The sequence below is a fragment of the Trichococcus pasteurii genome, assembly GCF_900112935.1.
GTDB classification, from domain to species: Bacteria; Bacillota; Bacilli; order Lactobacillales; family Aerococcaceae; genus Trichococcus; species Trichococcus pasteurii.
In genome coordinates this window covers 47,498-67,771 of record NZ_FONM01000009.1, presented here as the reverse complement: position 1 = coordinate 67,771, position 20,274 = coordinate 47,498, and the positions used below count along the sequence as shown (strand labels likewise).

The following is a 20,274-nucleotide window of genomic DNA, read 5'->3' as shown; positions in this document are numbered from 1 at the left end:
GGGCTGAAAGGGTACTGGCAAGAACATACAGGTTCTAACCAAAGCACGAATGATGACCTTCCCCATTTCCGTTCAACGGCTCGGACAGCAGGACCCATTCTTCCTTGCCGATGGCTGCGGCATGGCCATCCTCGACCAGCCGCATCATGAATTGGAGCAATGGTTCCCATAAAAGTTCCTTATCGGACTCCATCGACACCCGTGTCCGGATCATATTCGTGCGTATGCATCTTGATAGCCAATCGAGAAGATGTTTTTTTGTGAGAGGCTTTGCCGTTTCCGGATTGCTGAACTCTCTGAGAAGATAGTAACGCCAGATGTATGCCGGCGTGCGGATGCCTAATGTTCGGCAAGGCAATTCGAACAGCATTGCCGGCAAATGATACAGATCCTTCCGATCGAGATAGACCGCCAACAGAAATTTCCGGTGCTCCGGATCGGTGCGATACCGCAACAGATTGATATCCTTCGCCTGCATATGCTTGCGTGACGCAGTTTTCCCATAAGTGTTGGCCACTGAATCGGATGCGCCCGGCAAATGTCCCTTCCTATAGAGATTTTCCAGGCAAGCAAATTTGAGTTCATCCAAAGGAATCAGGGTCTTCACAAAATGGAAACGATCATCCCTGCCCAACTTGAGGTGGTGATGGATGGCCATTTCTTCCGCCTGGGTATCCAGAATGCCGATCCAACTTCCAAGCGCGACGGAATGATTCAAGAATTGATAAACCGACTGCGTCATTTTGATGCTCCCCGGTTGATAATTCATCCCGCAAATCCACCATACTTCGTAGCCGAATCGTTTGTATCCCTGTGTCCGTGCTAGCAGATCGGCAGGCGAAATCGGACTGCACTGGTACTCCACAGCAATTTTTTTCCCATCCCCAAGAACAATCAACAGATCCGGACGTTGCTGCAATTCAGGAAGCCAACACTCCAATGTAACTGCAATTCCTTCCCTCTGGAACTTATCCAGAAGCAACTGTTTTCCCTTCAGATGGGGAAGCGTTTCGCCTTCCGAAAAAACGGCACAATCCGAAAGTTGATGATGGGCAAAATGCGCAATCATGATGTTTCCTTTTTTCAGCACCAACTTCCCCTTGCAGGCTGGACAATAGTACTCCTCAACATTCTTCCCTTTTTCTCTTGAAGCTTGGTAAGCCTGGATCAATTCTCCATTTGCATTTCTAGCGATCAGCATAAGCAACCGCCCTTTCTCTCCGTTTCCCATAATATCCGCAAAAGGGAAAGAAAAAATCCGACCCTTTTCAGGATCGGATCAGATTATTTATTTAAAGTAGTGTCTGGCTGATTCCAATGCATTGTCTTGGATAACCAACTTGCCGTATTCGCCTAATATCTCAACAGCAATATCAGATTCCTCCGCAAATTCCAAGGCCTTCAAAATTTCATTGTCGATATTCGTTTCCGTCATCTCATCTATGAAATAGACAACCGCCAAGTAATATTGATTATCATAATAGTAAAGCGAAGATATGCCGCTCTCCAAAAACATCCGTTTCGCCAACTCCAAAAAGTCATCAAAACTCTGGAATTTAAAGACGACCTCCAAAGGTGCCATATCATCTTCTTCAGATTCAGCATCCGTTTTATCACGTTCATTGAAACTCTTTGTTTGTTTTTTGATGTAATCCACTACATGCTCCAATTGATTGGAGCCATTTGCCATATCGAAGTCGTCTTCGTTATTCATCCCTTTACTGATGAATAACTCTAATCCATTCCCATTAGGCAGCACTTGGAAAGTAATTGCATCTGATTCATGAAATTGATTATCAACATCGACTTCCTCGAGGATGCTGTAGAAAAAGCTCTCGATTTGCTTTTGATTTCCTAATAAATCCAGAAAGGTGATGCCTCTTTCCTCCAAATCAGAATTTTCAATCAAAACGCGAATTGTGTTTTCGTTGATGTTTTCCATTTCCATCATGCTTCACCCCACTTTTCTTTCCCTATTTTTCTTATACCCATTGTAAATCAAATCGCAAAAATGTAAAGACAAAAGCACAAAATCTTTCAACTTCTCATTTGTTTTCTCATCTATGCGTTTCTTTCGGTAAATAAGCCAAATTTTGGCGGTCAAAAAAGACAAGTACAACCGTCTGTCCGGTGCACTTGTCTGTTGATTCCTATTTGGTTGCTTTTGACTAGAAGTTTGCCAATCTTTGCGCTTTTTGTAATTCCAGCGCGCGGACTTCCCTCGGCAAGAAACGACGGATTTCGTCTTCGTTGTATCCCACTTGCAAACGTTTTTCGTCCAGAATGATCGGACGACGCAATAGGCCGGGATTATCCTCGATCAAAGTGAATAATGTATTTAAAGGTAATTCGTCTAAGTCGATGTTCAGTTCTTGGAATGCTTTGGATCGAGTGGAAATAATTTCTTCAGTGCCTTCTTCAGTCATTTTCAGGATGCTTTTGATTTCAATTTCTGTCAAAGGTTCGGAGAATATATTCCTTTCAGTATAAGGGATGTTATTTTCTTCTAGCCATGCACGTGCCTTGCGACATGAGGTACAACTTGGGGAAGTATATAATGTTACCATCTCTGATCTCTCCTTTATTCGTAAGTTTTGTTTGTGAATCACTTACAAGTCTTATTATAAACCAATCCAATCACAATAGCTATCCTTTTTTTAAGGGCACTACAAATTTCTGTCACATTTACGACACATTTACACTTTTTTATAGTCAGTAAAATGTTTGTGAAAACCTTATTTAACGGCGTTTTCAAACCACGTATCTCAATTCCGAAATTTTATAATTTATAATAAATATCGTTTGATAATTATTTTTTTCCGAATTCAGTCTAAATTTTAAAAACGCTTCCATCCCCTTCGCAATCATCCGACTTTGTGCATTCGAATTAAATCGTGAATACAAACCTGATTTGCGTTATAATGAAAAGTGACGTACTTAACCTAGGAGGCTTTTTATGAAAAAGAAAATATTTTCCGGCGTTCAGCCCAGCGGCATCCCGACAATCGGGAACTATATCGGAGCGATGAAACAATTCGTGCAACGTCAAGAAGATTATGACTGCACGTACTGCATCGTAAACCAGCATGCGATCACCGTCCCACAAGATCCAGCCACTCTGACCGAAAGGACACGCGGGTTGGCGGCTCTTTATTTGGCGCTTGGAATCGATCCGAACAAATCGACCATCTTTATCCAATCGGAAGTACCGGCCCATGCTCAAGCTGCGTGGATCGTCCAATGCAACACCTACTTGGGCGAATTGGAGAGAATGACCCAATTCAAAGATAAATCATCCAAACAGGAGACGGTTTCAGCCGGATTGCTGACATACCCTCCATTGATGGTAGCGGATATCGTCCTCTACAATACAGATTTCGTCCCTGTCGGCGAAGACCAGAAGCAACACATGGAATTGACAAGGGATTTTGTGCAACGTTTCAACAACAAGTATGGAAAAGGCAAAAAAATCCTCTCCATGCCCGAGCCTATGATTCCAGAAGATGGCGGACGGATCATGAGCATCCAAGATCCTACCAGCAAAATGAGCAAATCCGACAAGAATACCAAAGGGTACATTTCCTTGCTGGATGAGCCAAAAATCATCCGCAAAAAAATCAAGAGTGCCGTCACCGACTCAAGCGGCATCATCGAATACGATAAAGAAAACAAGCCAGGCATCTCGAATTTGTTGACGATTTTCTCAGCCTTCACCGATAAATCGATCGATGAATTGGTCAAGGAATTTGCCGGTTCAGGATACGGTAATTTCAAAGAAAAATTGGCGGATGCTATCATCGCCGAATTGGAACCGATGCAGAATCGTTATTACGAGCTATTGAGTTCCAAAGAACTGGATGACATTTTGGATGCAGGGGCAAAACAAGCGAATGCCGTTGCCTCAGAAACCCTGAAACGCATGGAAACAGCAATCGGCCTCCACAGATAGAACAGAAATGCTGAACGAGTTGGTTTAGCCCTGATTAAGGAAACACTGTGACCTAAACGGTCAAGTGTATCATGTCTCTAAGCGATTGAAATCGCAAGAGTCATGACAATTTAGGAAATCATACCGTATGAGCATCGTAGAGCGCAATATGCTGAGAGACTTCCTGCGTCAGCAGGTTAGTCGAATAGTATCCTTGGCTCGTAGAGACAAGGGGTTCCTTTGTCCTTTCCGAAGGGCTAACTCGTGAAGCTGGACAAGAAATGCTGAACGGGTTCGTTCAGCCATAATGATGCAAAAGAGAAGCTCCGCATTGCGGGGCTTCTCTTTCTTTATCAGTACAATTCTTCGAGCAATTCTTCCGCTGTAACATTGCCGAAGTATTTCTTGATGTCAAGTTCCTTCAATTTGGCCAGGATGTCCTCTTTGGCGTATTTGACGCCGATAAATGCATCCTCAACATCCTTGATTTCACCCAATCCAAAGAAATCTCCGAAAATCTTCAGCTGTTGGATATGACCCTCTTCAACATTCAAGCGGACTTCAATGGATCCGATCGGAAAACGATGATGTTTTTGGATTTCGAATTTAGGCGACTTACCGTAATTCCAATCCCAGTTACCGAAGTACTCTTCGCGGATTTCATATACGCGTTTCCAATCCTCATCAGTCAAATGGTATTCTTTTACTTCCTCGCGCGTCTCGACATCAAAAATCGAAAGCAACATCAAATCGCGGAATTGTTCAGTCGTCAAATTTTGATATGCCTCATCAACAAATGGTTTGATGTTGGTCACGCGGCTGCGGATCGACTTGATGCCTTTCGATTCGATTTTCTCTTTGCGCGGTTTCAACGCACTGGTTACGGCATCCAAATCAGAGTCGAATAGGATCGTCCCATGGGCCGTCATTCTTCCGTTTGTCGCGTACATGGCATTCCCCGAGAATTTTTTCTCTCCGATGACCAAGTCGTTCCTTCCTTTTAATTCAGCTTCCTTGACGCCTACGCTATGCAAAAAGGAAATGACCGGCTTTGTGAATTTCCCGAAATCGCGGAAAGAATCACCGTCATCCTTCGTGATGAAGCAGAATGAAAAGTTCCCTAGGTCGTGGTATACTGCGCCGCCCCCGGACATACGGCGCACGATATGTATCTTATTCGCTTCGACATAGTCCGCATTGATTTCTTCTATCGTATTCTGATTGCGGCCGATGATGATCGACGGTTCATTGATATAGAACAACAGAATCGGCTCGTCCAAGATTTTTTCCTTCAATAAAAATGTCTCCAACGCAATATTAACGCTGGGATCCAACTGTCCTTGATTATCTACAAAATACATATGCCTATTCCTCTCCCATTCTTCATTTGATTTGTTGTTTCATTCCGTTTGATGGATACGATCAGATGGTGATGATCCGATCCTTTTCGGCCAGCGTTACAGACACGGACGGCGCAGACTCTTTCGCTTGGTCCAACAGCACGGATAGCTCGCCTTTTTGCGGCAAGTGTGTCAGGATCAGCTGTTTAACTGCGGCTTCTTCAGCTATCGTCCCGACTTCACCTGCGGTCATATGCGCATGATGACGCTCGTTGCCGTTGAACAGATTGGCATCAGCCAAGAACAGGTCAGCATCCTTCACAAAAGGCACAAATGCCGGTAAATAGGCTGAATCCGCCCCGAAAACGAAGACTTTTCCGGTGGCTATTTCCTCGATCCGCAACGCATAGCACGGGACCGGATGGATGGTTTTCAAAAAATGGATCCGGAATGGCCCCAATTCCAACATCTCCTCCGGAGCATAGGCAATCCCTTCACTCACCCCCGGCATCTCCAACAAGCGGAAGAATTCCGATTCAGCATGACCGTATATCGGCAATATTTTTTTCGATTTTCCAACTGCAGGCTCTTTCAGCTGAAAAGTATATTGCAGGACACCCAAATCCGCAATATGGTCTGCGTGATAATGCGTCAGGATGACCGCATCCAAATCCAACGGGTCCAGATGATGCTCCAGTGACAACAGCGCATTGCTGCCTGCGTCGATCAACAGTTTGAAATCCTCAGATGTCAGCAGATAAGCTGTCGTCCCGACATCTTTTGTAGGATAGCCGCCCATGCAGCCCAAAATAGTCAATTCCATTCAACGTCCTCCAATCCAATATCTGATAAGCAAAGAATCCTGTTCTGATTATAACACGCCTTCAGCCATCGACAATCGCAAACTATTTCACGGCAACAAAAAGAAACAGTTTTTATATAGATAGATAACAGTTAAACATCAACGGATTCATTATAGCACCAAATAAAAAGAAACACTACCCGAATTCAAAAAACAGTCCACCCTTCTCTGTAACCATACAGATAGGCGGACTGTTTCATCATGCATTCGGACTGTCATTCTTTTCCATTTTTTTCATGTAGCGGATTGCCTCATCTGCTAAGCGTTTCCCCTCTATGATGGCATTTTCCATCCCATAACCAGTGATTCCATTTCCTCCGACAAAAATGCCTCTTTTTGCATACTCGCTATTGACTGGATAATCTTCACCCAACATCTCTTGTCTTTGATGCAGACTGAAATGCGGTACGGCCTTTTCCCAGCGATAAAAAGTGACCTGTAGAGGCTCTTCAGTCAAAGTCAAAATTTCCTTCACTTCTTTCTTGATGATATCCATCACGAGATCATCAGCTAATTCTATCAAGGTTTCTTCCAAACATCTGCCGAATTCCACAAGTACATAATAATGTTCCGCCTGCTCGAGCAGCGGCCATTTGTTGTTCAGAACGACAACTTTGGTGCTATGATAGGAACTTCTTCGCGGAATCACAAACCCTTGCCCTTCAGGCAAGTTTTTGACTGCCCTTTTGTTTATTTTGAAAAAAACTGTGCCCACACTGGTGCTTTGAGCTTTCGGGATAGCAATTTCACTGGTCAGACCTTCCAAAAACCCAAGGGATTCCTGGGGATTTGTTGTGACCACAACACTCCCAGCACGCATGGATTCACGCCCATTCAATTCGATCAACAGCAGGTCCTCCGCCACGCTGTTCAACGACTTCACTTTCTGATTCACGTATAGATGGCCTTCCGTACGCTGGGCCAGGCATTTGGTTAAGGTTGCCAAGCCTTCTTTGAAGGTATACTCCTGGCCGGATCCATCCGCAAAACGCATCAGCTGCTCTTTTTTGTGCTTTCCGATATGCGCCTTTCCGTAGATGGTCACCAAATTTTCATCGAATAACTTCACCGGCATCAATTCCATGGAGCCATAGACGTTATCCGGATAATAGGGCTCAGCCATATAGTCGACCACTTCCCGTCCCAAACGGAATTCCAAAAAGTTGTCGGTTGAATACTCAGGGTTCTCATGCAGGTCCTTGGACAGGAAAATGCTGTTCATGAACGCCCGGAGCTTTGCATCCAAGGTCAATCCATTTGCCTGCCAAATATCATTAGGGAAAAGCGGCATGCCGTGATAAGTCATCATAGTGTCATCCATGACCGCAGTCCCATCGAACAGCACCAGTTTCCCGCCTTTGCTGAATTGAATTTCGGATTCCAAGCTCAATTCCTTCAAAAATCCGGAAATATCCGCCCGTCTCGAATCGAAAGCTGATGCGCCTACATCAAACGCATACCCGTCCATTTCAATCGTATGGATCATGCCGCCCACAGCGGCTCGATCCTCCAGAACGACATACTCAAACGGGAGGTTTTGTTCCCGGATGGCTTTATCGATTTCATAAGCGGCTGTCAATCCCCTAAGTCCGCCGCCGATGATCGCGATACGTCTTTTCATCTTCTCCATCCTTCCATCCCCTCCTTTTTCTTTCTTGACGCCTAATTAATCACTATCTATATCTTACTCTATCCACCACCGAAAATATGTGGATACTTTTCGACAGATATTCATCCCGTTCGCGTTTTTAGACGTTTTCGCGGATCTGTTTGACTGTTTCCGCATCCAAGCGTTTGACTAATTCGGTGACCAATTTGACCGCATTCAGATAATCATCTTCATGGATCATGGAAGTGTGCGAATGCAGATAACGTACCGGCACAGTGATCGCGAAGGAAGGAATGCCATCCAAACTCTGATGTTGGGCGCCTGCATCCGTTCCACCGCCTGTAATGACCGTGTACTGGAACGGAATTTCGCATTCTTCGGCAACACCGACGATGAAATCGCGTAAGCCCCGGTGCGGGATCATCGATGCGTCATAAATCAATAATTGCGGCCCTTTTCCTAATTCGGAATCCGCTTCTTGAGGCGTCATTCCCGGAGTATCCCCGGCAGTTCCTGTATCCAAAGCAAACGCGATGTCCGGACGGATCATATGCGTGGCCGTCTTCGCACCGCGCAGACCTACTTCCTCCTGAACATTCCCGCCGCTGAAGATCACATTCGGATGCCCAGCTTTTGCGACATTTTCCAACACTCTCAGCGCAACGGCCAGTCCGATGCGGTTGTCCCAAGCTTTCGCCAAAAGGAATTTTGAATCGTTCATGCGTTTGAAGGAAATGTACGGCGTAATCATGTCGCCGGGTTTGATGCCCCATTCCGCTGCTTGTTCTTTCGAAGAAGCGCCGATGTCGATGAACATATCTTTGATTTCATACGGCTTTTTGCGCGCTTCCGGCGTCAGCACATGCGGAGGCTTGCAGCCGATGACCCCGTGGCAGCGCTCGCCTTTTGAGTTGGTGATTTCCACCTGCTGGGCCAGCATGACCTGATTCCACCAGCCACCCAAAGTTTGGAATTTGATGAAACCCTTCTCGGTAATGCTCGTGACCATAAAACCCACTTCATCCAAGTGCCCCGCCAACAAAATGGTCGGCCCATCTTCTGTACCCGCATGTTTGGCAAAAAGACCTCCCAATCCGTCCTGCGAAAAGCTTTCGGCGAAAGGTTCCGCGTAGCGTCTGAAGACTTCTCGGACCTCCCCTTCGTTGCCCGGAACGCCTCTCGCATCCGTCAAATCGATCAGCATCTGTAATTCTTTCTTTTCCAAAATGATACCCCCATTGATTTACTGACATAATATCAGTATAGCATTTACTCTATGAAAAACAAAAAAACGCCGCACTTCCGGTCAAAGACCGGAGGGCAGCGATTAGAAAATTATTTAGCCAAAGCAGCTTTAGCTTGTTCAGCTACCGCAGTGAAAGCTGCAGCGTCTGTAACAGCCAAGTCAGCCAACATTTTACGGTTCATTTCGATACCAGCAAGTTTCAATCCGTGGATCAAAGTGCTGTAGCTCATGCCGTTGATGCGAGCAGCCGCGTTGATACGGGCAATCCATAATCTACGGAAGTCACGTTTCTTTTGACGACGGTCTCTGTAAGCATAAGTATAAGATTTCATTACTTGTTCTTTAGCTGTTTTGAATAATGTATGTTTTGAACCGTAATAACCTTTAGATAATTTAATAATCTTTTTGCGGCGTTTACGGGTTACTGTCCCACCTTTAACACGTGGCATAGTGATTTCCTCCTTATTAGAACCATGGTTCTATCTCGTATTGTTGTTGTTTAGAATTATTTCATTTGTGATAATTGTTGGCTGATGCGTTTGATATCAGATGCGCTAACCATTGAAGCTTGACGCAATTGACGTCTTTGTTTCTTCGTTTTTCCGTGGAATCTATGGCTTGTAAAAGCGCTCCAACGTTTTAGTCCGCCGTTACCAGTTCTTTTGAAACGTTTAGCTGAACCACGGTGAGTTTTTTGTTTTGGCATTTGTCTTTCCTCCTAAATTAAGTTACAAATTTATTTATCGGCTTTGGGCGCCAACATCAAGAACATGCTTCTTCCGTCCATTTTAGGATGAGATTCAATCGTCGAAACGTCAGTAAGCTCAGATGCAAGGCGATCAAGGACCCTTTGTCCGATTTCTTTGTGGGTGATGGCACGTCCTTTGAATCGGATCGATGCTTTCACTTTGTCACCTTTTTCCAAGAATTTGCGTGCATTCCGCAATTTCGTTTGAAAATCATTTTCGTCGATGGAAGGACTCAAGCGTACTTCTTTAAGGCTTACCACTTTTTGGTTTTTACGGGCTTCACGTTCACGTTTTTGTTGATCGAAACGGAACTTACCGTAATCCATAATACGGGCAACGGGCGGGTTTGCATTTGGCGATACCAAAACTAAATCTAAATTTGCTGCTTCTGCAATCTGCAATGCATCACTTTTCGATTTGACTCCTAGTTGCTCGCCGTCACTACCGATAATGCGTAGTTCGCGGGCACGGATGCCGTCGTTAACCATCATATCTTTTGCTATGGTCGTTCACCTCCATGATATTTGAGAGAAAGAACGCAGAAAAAAGCCGGCGGGTCATAATAACCCGCCGACAATACTCGCATTGCTGCAAGTTACTTGTACATATCTGGCCCAGGGACGCGATTGTCCACTTAGGCGAGAAGCGGGTGCTTCTGCTTAATTTCTCAACTTTTATAGTATACCTTGTTGAAATGAAAACGTCAAGAGCATTTCTCTAAAAATATTCTTTTACAAGATAGGTTCAGACATTCAGGCTTCCGGTGCGTATTTCCAGATTTCTTCGAGATCCTCTGGGGGCAATTCCGCCACCAGTTCATTGACGGTTTTGTTCCATCCCGGAACGACAAATTCCGGATTCAGTTCCTGCAGCGGCAACAGCACGAAGGAGCGCTCCTGCATCCTCGGATGCGGCACGGTCAGCCGTTCTTCTTCGATACTCTCCACTCCGTACAAAACAATGTCGACATCCAAGGTGCGCGGGCCGAATCGGATGGTCCGCACTCTTCCGAGTTCCTGTTCGATGTTTTGGCAGCTGTCCAGCAAATCCATCGGAAGCAAGTCCGTGTCCGCTTCGAACACCAGGTTCAGGAAATCCGGCTGGTCGAGATAGCCGACCGGTTTCGATTCATAAATGGAGGATACGCGTTTCACTTCCACATCGGGCAAGGAGCGGAAAAGCTCCAAGGCTTTTTCGAGATGGGTTGCACGCGGCTCGAGATTCGTGCCTAAGGCGATGTACACGATAGGCATGCGCTTAGCTCCCTTCCCTTTCGCGGTAGATTTCAACCGCAACGGAATCATAATGACCGACGATCGGAGGATCCGGCTTGATCACTTTCACCTGGCACGCCTGCAAGCCGTCAAAACGCGCAAACAAAGCGATGGCGATATGCTCCGCCAAAGCTTCGATCAGGTTGAAGTTTTCGCCCTCCACTACCGCTTTGACAGCTTTGTAGGCATGGCCATAATGGATCGAATCCTCCATTTTGTCGCTGTAACCGGCTTTTTTTGTATCGGTGTGCAGCACAACATCTACGTTGAAGCGCTGTCCCAACACCTTTTCTTCCGCATTCAATCCATGAAAGGCATAGAACTGCAGATTATTCAAATAGATTTTATCCAATCGGGCTCTCTCCTTTTTTCAACATGATATCCATCATCCGTGCCATTTCCGCATTGGCCTTTACATTGTGCACGCGGAACAGTTGTGCACCGTTTACTATGCCCAATGCAGTCGTTGCGGCAGTCCCCAGATCGCGCCCCTTGAAAGGGACATCCCCCAGTGCCGTTCCGATGAACCGTTTACGGGACGTTCCCAGGAGCAACGGGTAGCCGAGATCCGCAAACCGCTTCAGATGATGGACCACGTTCAGATTGTCTTCATAGGTTTTCCCGAATCCGCAGCCGGGATCGAGGATGATGTTTTCCCTTTTGACGCCTGCCGAAACTGCAATCCGCACACTCTCCGCTAAATCAGCCAGCATATCTTCGATCAAAAAGGCATAATCCGGCTTTTCCCGGTTGTGCATCAAAATGATCGGAACATCAAATGCCGCAGCCACAGCCGCAATCTCCGGATCGTACTTGCAGCCCCAAATGTCGTTGATGATATCAACGCCGGCCTCGCAAGCCGCACGGGCGACCGCCGACTTGTAGGTGTCGATCGAAAGCGGCACATCGACCGCTTTTTTGACAGCTTCAATGACAGGCACAATCCGCGCAATCTCCTCTTCATCAGAAATCTGGGTGTGGCCCGGACGGGTGGATTCTCCGCCGATGTCGATGATGTCAGCACCATCAGCAACCATTTCGAGAGCATGGGCGACGGCTTTTTCGACCGTGTTCCACTCCCCACCGTCAGAAAACGAGTCAGGCGTCACATTCAGGATCCCCATGATATAGCTGCGCTTCGACAGGTCATATACCTTCGTCTTTGTCGTTAATTTCAAGATTCATTCTCCTCATCAGCGTGTACTTCGTCTACAGTTTGATCAATTCCAGCACTTCACTTCTGGATTTGAATGATTGTTTGAATGCGCCACGGACTGCGGATGTCACAGTCTTGCTGCCCGGCTTTTTCACGCCGCGCATGGTCATGCACATATGCTCAGCTTCCAAAACGACCATGACGCCCTGCGGTTCCAGATGCTCCATCAGGATATCCGCAACAGTCGTCGTGATCCGTTCCTGGATCTGCGGCTTTTTGCTGACCTCATCCAGGATACGCGCCAGCTTGCTCAAACCGATTACCTGTCCATCCTTCGGCATATAAGCGATATGTCCTACACCGAAAAAAGGAACCAGATGATGTTCGCAAGTCGAATAGAAAGGAATGTCCTTCACTAATACGATTTCGTCGGTATCTTCATGGAAGACCACCTTAGCGTGATCGGCAGGGTCTTTCTCGACACCGGAAAAAATCTCGGCATACATGCGCGCTACCCGCTTCGGCGTATCCTGCAGTCCTGAGCGGTTCGGATCTTCACCGATCGCCTCCAAAATCATTTGGACGGCGGTTTCTATCTTTTCTAAATCCATTTTTATCCTCCTAAACGCTCATTCCCCGGCTAACGCCGCAAGGGTGATGTCAGCGACTGATTTAGCCGCGACCAATAGAGCTTTTTCATTGATATCGAATTTCGGGTGATGATTATTGAAAACTTCAACTTGGTTCGGGCGGGCGCCGACATTCAGGAATGCGCCGGGGATTTTCAGCAGATACTGACCGAAATCCTCAGCTCCGGTGTTGGCTGAAGTTGCGATGACTTGATTCAAGTAAGACCCGACACCATGCTTCTCAAGGACTGCGGCTGCTTTGGCAGTCTCCTTCGGATGGTTGTACAAGGGCGGATAATCGGAGTTGTAGTCGATTTCCACTTTCACATCATACATCTCCTCAAGGCCGCGGCCGATCCGGTGGAAATGTTCCTCAATGACCTTCCCGACCTCCAGATCCATATAACGGGCATCCCCGCGCAGAACCAGGCTATCCTTGATGACGTTGCTGCTCCCGACCGCCTCGAAGGAACCGATCGTCACGACAGCCATGTCATAAGGATTGATACGGCGGGAAACGATGGTCTGCAGATTCATCACGAAGCTGGAAGCCGCCACGATCGTATCGTTGGAGCGGTGCGGTTGCGAAGCATGCCCACCAGTCCCTTGGATCGTAACTTTGATGTCGCTGCAGCCCGCATAGGCGTAGCCGCTTGTGTAAAAGACGGTGCCGACTTCATGATCCGGATAGAAATGGATGCCATAGATTTCATCGACATCGTCCAACAAGCCGGAGTCCACGATGCTCTTGGCGCCTGCCGGGGCCATTTCTTCGGCATGCTGGTGCACAATTTTGACTGTTCCTTCCCATTGGTCCCGCAGACGGATCAGGCAATCAGCCAAGACCATCAAATAGGCAGTGTGCCCATCATGTCCGCAGGCATGCATGACACCTGGGTTTTTGGATGCAAACGGCAGACCGGTCTGTTCTTCGATCTGAAGCGCATCAAAATCCGCCCGCAGCGCGATGGTCCGGCCTGGTTGTTTTCCGTTGATCGTGACGATGATGCCATAGCCGTTCCCGACGTTCGTCTGCACATCAACCGGTTTATCCTCATAGAAACGGGCGATGAACGCAGCCGTTTCTTTCTCGTCGAATGACAGTTCAGGATGCTCATGGAAATGACGGCGCAAAGCGATCATGTCATCTTCACGGCCATCCAGCATTTTCATCAATTCTTCTCTTAACATAAACCCTTCATCCCCTATCAAGCAAAATATATAAGAAAATGAAGGCCCGGAACACAAACTGCCATGTTCCGGGCCTTCATCAAGCTAACAGAATCAAAGCTACATCACTGAAACTTATTGTATCATGATTTGCTCAGAAAGATGTGGATTTGATAAGATTATTTGAAGTTTTTGATTTCAGATTGAACCTCAGCCAAGAAATCATCCATGCTGAAAGTAACCATTTCTTTCGAGCCGTAGCGGCGGACAGTGACGGTTCCGTTCACCAATTCCTGGTCGCCGATGACAAGTTGGTAAGGGATTTTTTGAGTCTGGGAAGCACGGATCTTGTAACCCATCTTCTCGTTGCGGTCATCGACTTCGACACGCATGCCCAACTGTTCCATTACGGCTTTCAGTTCATAGGCTTGATCGGCATGCAGGTCCAGGTTGACAGGGATGATCGTAGCTTGGACAGGAGCCAACCATACCGGGAATGCTCCTTTGTACTCTTCTATCAGATAAGCCACAAACCGCTCCATTGTGGAGATGACGCCACGGTGGATAACGACCGGACGATGATTGTTTTCGCCGTCTTCGCCGACATAAGTCAGGTCGAAGCGTTCAGGCAACAGGAAGTCCAATTGGATTGTGGACATCGTTTCCTCCAAGCCCATCGCTGTCTTGAACTGCACATCCAACTTAGGGCCGTAGAACGCAGCTTCACCGATAGCTTCGAAGTATTCCAGACCGAATTCATCCATGGCTTCCTTCAGCATCGCTTCCGCTTTGTTCCACATATCGTCGTCGTCAAAGTATTTTACTTTGTCTTCAGGATCGCGGTAGCTCAGACGGAAACGGTAGTCGCTGATCTGGAAGTCTGCGTAAACATCCATGACCAATTGCAGCACGCGTTTGAATTCGTCCTTGATCTGATCCGGACGGACAAATACGTGGGCATCATTCAATGTCATTTCGCGTACGCGCTGCAGTCCGGACAAGGCCCCGCTCTTTTCGTAACGGTGCATCATGCCCAATTCGGCGATGCGGATCGGCAATTCGCGGTAGCTGTGGATGTCGTTTTTGTAGACCATCATGTGGTGCGGACAGTTCATCGGACGCAACACCAGCATTTCGCCATCGCCCATATCCATCGGCGGGAACATATCTTCATGGTAGTGGTCCCAGTGGCCGGAAGTTTTGTACAATTCCACATTCGCCATGATCGGCGTGTAGACGTGCTGGTAACCCAGGCTCACTTCTTTGTCGACGATGTAACGCTCAAGCGTACGACGGATCGTCGCGCCTTTCGGCAACCAGAAAGGCAAACCGGAACCGACTTCAGGAGCGATCATGAACAGATCCAGCTCTTTGCCTAATTTACGGTGATCGCGTTCTTTTGCTTCTTCGCGCATTTTGATGAATTCAGCTAGGGCTTTCTTGTCGAAGAAGGCTGTTCCGTAGACACGTTGCATCATTTTGTTGTTCGAGTTTCCTCTCCAGTAGGCACCCGCCAATGACAACAACTTGAAGACTTGGATTTTGCCTGTTGCCGGCACATGGACACCGCGGCAAAGGTCCGTGAAGTCCTCTTGCGTATAGACGGTGATGACGTCACCCTCAGGCAACGCAGTGATCAATTCGACTTTGTAAGGGTCATTTGCGAAGATTTCCAATGCTTCCGCACGGCTCACTTCACGTCTGACGATCGGATAGTTCGCCTTCACGATGTTCATCATTTCCGCTTCGACTTTCGGCAAGTCCTCTTCGGCAAGCTGCACTTCCATATCGGTATCGTAGTAGAAACCTGCTTCGATCGCTGGTCCGACGCCGAAATGGATTTCCGGGAACAGGCGCGTCAAAGCATGCGCCATCAAATGGGCAGTCGAGTGGCGCAGGATACCCAATCCGTCTGCGTGATCCGGAGTCACGATTTCAAGCGAACCATCCGTCTCCAACTGACGTGTGAAGTCGACCAATTCCCCATTGAATTTTCCGGCCAAAGCTTTTTTGGCCAGGCTGTTGCTGATGCTTTTTGCTACTTCTTCCACTGTTACGCCGGCTTCGAATATTTTTACGGCGCCGTCTGGAAAAGTGATTTTGATTTCTGACATGCTGATTCCTCCAATTAATTAAATTCTGTACGTTGCGGATGGCAAAAAAGGCAATAAAAAAAGCCCATTTCCAGCTTATGCCGGAAATGGGACGTGTCTACGTGGTTCCACCCAAATTCAAAGAGTGCGACAGGCATCCGCCTAAGATTCTGTCTCATCCTTACTTGAACGCGATAACGAGCGTACCGTTTCCCCCTACTGCATGTTCAGGGAATCTCTCGAAAGGGGTCAATACATGATTGATTAGGATGTTCCACCAAGCCATCCCTCGCTGAAAATCAGTTCATCTATCGGTGTCTTTCTCATCGATTTGTCTTTCGTTTCATCTGTAGTCCATTTAAACACAAAAAATAATTGTTTTCAAGTTTAATATAATAAAAGCTAAACGGGTTCGCTTAGCCCTGAAAGAAATTTAGGAAATCGAGCCACGCAACGTTCCCTACGGTCACCTTGTACTGGGACTCTAAGGGATGAATCCCTAAAAGTCCCATGCAACTGAGCATCGTAGAGCGCAATAGGCACGATTTATCTAATTTCCGAAGGGCTTACCCGTGAAGCTAGCCAACTCTTTTGATTGCAGAAAAGCTGAACGTCAGCCTATTGCTCGAAGCGACGGTTTTTTCCGGTCAGAGGAATCTCGCGCGATAAGAAGCGTATCCGCTCCATCAGGCGTTTTGCCTTCATCGGCTCATCGTCGCCCCGGTTGCCCATGCGCAAATGTTCCTCCAACTGCTGCATCGTAAAGTTGGAACTGAAGAATGTCGGCAAGTCCTCCTGCATCCGGTACTGGAGGATGACACCGAGCACTTCATCGCGTATCCAGGTGGAGTTGGCTTCCGCTCCGATATCATCCAGCATCAGGATTTCCGCCTTCTTCACGGCATCGATCTTTTCGTTGACCGTGTTGCTCTGGATCGCCTGCTTCATCTCCATCGTGAAGGTCGGGTAATGCATCAATGTCGTCAGATGGCCGCCCATCGCCAACTCATGCGCGATCGCACCCAACAGATAGGATTTCCCTACTCCGAACGGCCCATAGAAATAAAGCGCTTGGTGGTGCGTTTTCGGATTTGCATTGAAGGCATCGATGAAATTCAACGACTCCAGAATGGCCGGCATCCGCTCGTTCGATTGGACAAACCGATCCAGCGTCGCTGTGCGGACATCCTTCGGCATCGACATCGAATGGACCCGACTCCGCAATTCCTTTTCCCTTTCCCGCGCCATCGTCTCGTCTGTCGGTGTATAGACGACATCTATGTAACCGGCATTCAACACCAGGTTCGGCTCATAGCCGGGATTCTGCGATTCTTTACCCAGCCGGATTTTCTCTTTTTCCTGCACATATTCGTGCAATTTGGAATAACTTCTTTCGACGATTTCCTGTGTCAGTCGCTCTTCGTGTTTCTGGAAGAATTCCTGGACATCGGCATCCTTCATGATTGTGTCGATCATGCCTTTGTAGCGTTGGCTGATTTCGGGATTATTCATATATTTGTAGAATGCTCTTCCGATATGATCCATCACTCATCCCCTGCCTTTCCGCTACTTTTTAATTTTTTGATGCGTTCATTCAATTTTTGTTGCGCTTCCGGCGTCAGCGGTGTTTCAACAACCGGTTTCCGTTCCTCTTTAGCCCAATCAGGCAAGTTTTCTTTCTTGCGCGCCACTGTTTTCCCGTAGTTCTTTGCGGTTGTTCGGCTGGCTGCCCGCTTTTCAGCCTTCGCCTTCATCTCGCCGGCGAATTGCTTCGCTTTCGCCAATGCTTTTTCGGGCGAATCGACACCATCCTGCAGCCAATCATTAGCGATCGCTTCCACATAGGCCTTCGAAAGGTGCGGATTGTTGAGGATGACCAACACGTAGTGCGTCAATACATTGAGCACACTCGGCTTGAAATCGGCCTTCTCCATCAGCGTCCGCAGCAATTGCGTTTCCGAGGCGGTCACGATGCCGCCTTTCTGTTTTTTGATGCTGGTCAAAAACTGATGCGGCGTCAACTGTTCGCACGCCTTGATGAACGCGATTTCTTCACTGGAAAAGCGTGCCTGAACCAATTTTTGTTCCCGGCCTTTTTCAGTATCCTTAGCCAATTGGATGCTCTGGGTGACTTTGTCCTTTACCTCCAAGCGGGTACTGTGCCTCTGTTCATAGGCATCGGATACAATTTTTTTGAGCGCTTCTCCGTCGACTTTGCCCGATTCGATATCAGCGGCCTCCAGGATGAACTGGGCCATCTGCAGTTCGTCGCAACCATACAAGGTGTAGAGGATAGTGATCGTGTGCTCCAATTCCTTTGTGATGGATTCACGTTTGACGAATTGTTTGTTCAACAGCTGCCGGAAAAACGCGAAGTCAAACCCATCGTTCTCGATTACGGGCAGCGTTGCCGCGTCATCACCCAGCAACGCGTTATCGTTCTGCCTCATCCGAGCTTGCTCCGTAAAGGCGGTTTCCGAGAAGGAAAAAACATCCAGAAAAGACTTCGTGATGTTTTCCGCATTTTTTACGTCGCGTACTTGCCGGCTGAACCGTTGTTGCAGTTCGCGGTATTTCCGTTCGCCGACCTTCTCATACAACAGCAACCCCATCAGGTCATCGCTGAAAAAAGCATGACTGGACAGCGGCTGCTGCAATTCGTATAGATACTGCTTCTCAGGTTCGTTCACCAGAAATGTCTTCAGTAAACCGATCCCTTCCAATTTCACGCGGGCTTGATAGAACTCCGGTATCCCGATATTCGATAAAGCCAATAATTCGGCATGCAACAGATCCTTGCTCCAGTAGCTCTCCTGCGGAATTTCCGCAAGCAGCGTCAAATAGAGACTGAACGCTTGCGGCCCGATGATGGGCTGATACAATTGCGTCAGGATTTTGCGGTCCACATCGGAAATCAAGTTCGTCTGGCTTGCCCGGAAAGGATCCTTAGGGCTGATATTTTGCCATGGATAGCTCATTATTCATTGTCTTCCTTTCCGGGGGCTGCCTCGTGGGGAGGAGCATCGGATGGTTGGATGTCTGAAGATTCGGCAGCCGCTTGTTCGGCTTTTTTCTTCTCCATGTTCTTCAATTCATCAAGGAAAGTTTTCCGGTCCGAAAATTGACGGTAAACACTTGCGAAACGGATGTAGGCGACGTCGTCAATTTTGGCCAACTTATCCATGACGTATTCCCCGATGACGATGCTGGATACTTCATTTTCTCCGAGCGCTCGGATTTCGGCTTCCACTTCATTGACGACAGTCTCCAATTGTTCAAGGGCGATCGGCCGTTTTTCGCAGGAGCGGATCAATCCCCGCAACAACTTTTCACGGCTGAATTCTTCGCGCGCGCCATTTTTTTTGATGACAAGCAATGGCGTCTGCTCGATCCTTTCGAATGTAGTGAAGCGGAAATGGCATTGTTCGCATTCGCGACGACGGCGGATGGCTTTCCCGTCATCAGCCGGACGACTATCGACAACACGCGATCCGTGATAGTGACATTTTGGGCATTGCATCGGCTTTCCCCCTTTTCTTTCGTTTATTATCACTTCATTATAACATACTTGTGGCTCAAAAACCTTGAAAAGATGGTCTTTTCGGGACCCTCAGGCTAGACGGATCTGTGTCCGCGCAGCCATTCGCTGACTTGTTTTTCGGTTTCCTCGATTGTCCCGGAATTGTCGATGACAAAGTCCGCCAGCTCTTTTTTCTTCTCGATCGAAAGCTGGCTTTGCATCCTCTGGGCGGCTTCCTTCTCATCCAAATGATTGCGGCTCATCAGCCTTCTCAATTGGAGCTCTTCCGGTACATAGACGACCATCACGGCATCGCAGCTGTCCACATAGCCGCCTTCGTAAAGCAAAGGGATATCCAGCACGATGAGTTCATGCCCTTCCGAAATATAACGCTCCTTTTCGGCATGGATCCAATCCTTGATGCGTTCTTTCAGCAACGCATCAAGCTCCGCCCGCTTTTCTCTGTCCGAAAAGATCAGCGCTCCCAGACGTTTGCGATCCAGCGAGCCGTCCGGCAGCAGATAGTCTTCCCCGAAATGCTTGATGATGTCCGCTAACCCTGGCGCACCCGGCAGAACGACAGCCCTTGCTCCCAAGTCTGCATCCACAACCGGTATGCCCGCAGACAAAAACAGCTTCGCTACAGTCGATTTCCCTGTAGCGATGCTTCCTGTGAGACCCAATATATAACTCATGTT

The 20,274-nt window shown here is 47.6% G+C and carries 21 protein-coding genes and 1 other annotated feature; of the genes, 1 reads left to right on the top strand and 20 read right to left on the bottom strand.

Annotation, left to right across the window (positions count from 1 at the left end; all coding sequences use genetic code 11):
* Window positions 1-34 precede the first annotated feature (34 nt).
* The 3 genes from BM184_RS08965 to spxA form a co-directional block, all read right to left on the bottom strand.
* The gene (locus BM184_RS08965) at window positions 35-1,201 is read right to left on the bottom strand and encodes a competence protein CoiA (RefSeq protein ID WP_177208606.1); all 1,167 of its coding nucleotides are present in this window, start codon (window positions 1,199-1,201) and stop codon (window positions 35-37) included.
* Window positions 1,202-1,288: 87 nt separating this feature from the next.
* Window positions 1,289-1,951 carry an adaptor protein MecA gene (locus BM184_RS08960; protein ID WP_310793420.1) on the bottom strand — a complete coding sequence of 221 codons (663 nt, stop codon included), beginning with the start codon at window positions 1,949-1,951 and terminating at the stop codon, window positions 1,289-1,291.
* Window positions 1,952-2,168: 217 nt separating this feature from the next.
* Window positions 2,169-2,567 (bottom strand): transcriptional regulator SpxA, encoded by a 399-nt coding sequence (spxA, locus tag BM184_RS08955; protein ID WP_068559948.1) that lies wholly within the window; start codon window positions 2,565-2,567, stop codon window positions 2,169-2,171.
* 389 nt (window positions 2,568-2,956) lie between these two features.
* Here spxA and trpS point away from each other — a divergent pair, with 389 nt between their 5' ends.
* Window positions 2,957-3,949: a tryptophan--tRNA ligase gene (gene trpS, locus BM184_RS08950; RefSeq protein ID WP_086943415.1), complete on the top strand. Its 993-nt coding sequence runs from the start codon at window positions 2,957-2,959 to the stop codon at window positions 3,947-3,949.
* A 332-nt stretch (window positions 3,950-4,281) separates the two neighbouring features.
* Here the strand turns inward: trpS and BM184_RS08945 are convergent, their stop codons facing one another.
* The 17 genes from BM184_RS08945 to coaE form a co-directional block, all read right to left on the bottom strand.
* A complete protein-coding gene (locus BM184_RS08945) occupies window positions 4,282-5,289 on the bottom strand; it encodes a lipoate--protein ligase (RefSeq protein ID WP_086943416.1) in 1,008 nt (335 codons plus the stop codon).
* A gap of 61 nt (window positions 5,290-5,350) precedes the next feature.
* The gene (locus tag BM184_RS08940; protein ID WP_086943417.1) at window positions 5,351-6,091 is read right to left on the bottom strand and encodes an MBL fold metallo-hydrolase; all 741 of its coding nucleotides are present in this window, start codon (window positions 6,089-6,091) and stop codon (window positions 5,351-5,353) included.
* 238 nt (window positions 6,092-6,329) lie between these two features.
* The gene (gene hemG / locus BM184_RS08935; protein ID WP_086943418.1) at window positions 6,330-7,760 is read right to left on the bottom strand and encodes a protoporphyrinogen oxidase; all 1,431 of its coding nucleotides are present in this window, start codon (window positions 7,758-7,760) and stop codon (window positions 6,330-6,332) included.
* Between the two features lie 118 nt (window positions 7,761-7,878).
* Complete coding sequence (locus BM184_RS08930) at window positions 7,879-8,964, bottom strand: M42 family metallopeptidase (RefSeq protein WP_086943419.1); 1,086 nt, start codon at window positions 8,962-8,964, stop codon at window positions 7,879-7,881.
* A 110-nt stretch (window positions 8,965-9,074) separates the two neighbouring features.
* Window positions 9,075-9,434: a 50S ribosomal protein L20 gene (rplT, locus tag BM184_RS08925; RefSeq protein WP_086943420.1), complete on the bottom strand. Its 360-nt coding sequence runs from the start codon at window positions 9,432-9,434 to the stop codon at window positions 9,075-9,077.
* 56 nt (window positions 9,435-9,490) lie between these two features.
* Window positions 9,491-9,691, bottom strand: coding sequence for a 50S ribosomal protein L35 (gene rpmI / locus BM184_RS08920; protein WP_068559934.1), 201 nt, complete (start codon window positions 9,689-9,691; stop codon window positions 9,491-9,493).
* A 30-nt stretch (window positions 9,692-9,721) separates the two neighbouring features.
* Window positions 9,722-10,225: a translation initiation factor IF-3 gene (gene infC / locus BM184_RS08915; protein ID WP_086943421.1), complete on the bottom strand. Its 504-nt coding sequence runs from the start codon at window positions 10,223-10,225 to the stop codon at window positions 9,722-9,724.
* Window positions 10,226-10,269: 44 nt separating this feature from the next.
* Window positions 10,270-10,401: a sequence feature (ribosomal protein L20 leader region), on the bottom strand.
* 85 nt (window positions 10,402-10,486) lie between these two features.
* Complete coding sequence (gene folK, locus BM184_RS08910) at window positions 10,487-10,987, bottom strand: 2-amino-4-hydroxy-6-hydroxymethyldihydropteridine diphosphokinase (protein ID WP_086943422.1); 501 nt, start codon at window positions 10,985-10,987, stop codon at window positions 10,487-10,489.
* Window positions 10,988-10,991: 4 nt separating this feature from the next.
* Complete coding sequence (folB, locus tag BM184_RS08905) at window positions 10,992-11,360, bottom strand: dihydroneopterin aldolase (RefSeq protein WP_068559928.1); 369 nt, start codon at window positions 11,358-11,360, stop codon at window positions 10,992-10,994.
* Complete coding sequence (gene folP / locus BM184_RS08900) at window positions 11,353-12,186, bottom strand: dihydropteroate synthase (RefSeq protein ID WP_245830756.1); 834 nt, start codon at window positions 12,184-12,186, stop codon at window positions 11,353-11,355. The genes folB and folP overlap by 8 nt, the downstream gene beginning before the upstream one ends.
* A gap of 31 nt (window positions 12,187-12,217) precedes the next feature.
* The gene (gene folE / locus BM184_RS08895) at window positions 12,218-12,775 is read right to left on the bottom strand and encodes a GTP cyclohydrolase I FolE (RefSeq protein ID WP_086943423.1); all 558 of its coding nucleotides are present in this window, start codon (window positions 12,773-12,775) and stop codon (window positions 12,218-12,220) included.
* A gap of 18 nt (window positions 12,776-12,793) precedes the next feature.
* Window positions 12,794-13,984, bottom strand: a complete 1,191-nt coding sequence (locus BM184_RS08890; protein WP_086943424.1) for an amidohydrolase — start codon at window positions 13,982-13,984, stop codon at window positions 12,794-12,796.
* A 158-nt stretch (window positions 13,985-14,142) separates the two neighbouring features.
* Window positions 14,143-16,077 carry a threonine--tRNA ligase gene (gene thrS, locus BM184_RS08885; protein ID WP_086943425.1) on the bottom strand — a complete coding sequence of 645 codons (1,935 nt, stop codon included), beginning with the start codon at window positions 16,075-16,077 and terminating at the stop codon, window positions 14,143-14,145.
* Between the two features lie 597 nt (window positions 16,078-16,674).
* The gene (dnaI, locus tag BM184_RS08880; RefSeq protein ID WP_086943426.1) at window positions 16,675-17,601 is read right to left on the bottom strand and encodes a primosomal protein DnaI; all 927 of its coding nucleotides are present in this window, start codon (window positions 17,599-17,601) and stop codon (window positions 16,675-16,677) included.
* Window positions 17,601-19,034 carry a replication initiation and membrane attachment family protein gene (locus BM184_RS08875; protein WP_086943427.1) on the bottom strand — a complete coding sequence of 478 codons (1,434 nt, stop codon included), beginning with the start codon at window positions 19,032-19,034 and terminating at the stop codon, window positions 17,601-17,603. The genes dnaI and BM184_RS08875 overlap by 1 nt, the downstream gene beginning before the upstream one ends.
* Window positions 19,034-19,576: a transcriptional regulator NrdR gene (nrdR, locus tag BM184_RS08870; protein ID WP_086943428.1), complete on the bottom strand. Its 543-nt coding sequence runs from the start codon at window positions 19,574-19,576 to the stop codon at window positions 19,034-19,036. The genes BM184_RS08875 and nrdR overlap by 1 nt, the downstream gene beginning before the upstream one ends.
* Before the next feature lie 95 nt (window positions 19,577-19,671).
* Window positions 19,672-20,271 (bottom strand): dephospho-CoA kinase, encoded by a 600-nt coding sequence (gene coaE, locus BM184_RS08865; protein ID WP_086943429.1) that lies wholly within the window; start codon window positions 20,269-20,271, stop codon window positions 19,672-19,674.
* Between the last annotated feature and the right edge of the window lie 3 nt (window positions 20,272-20,274).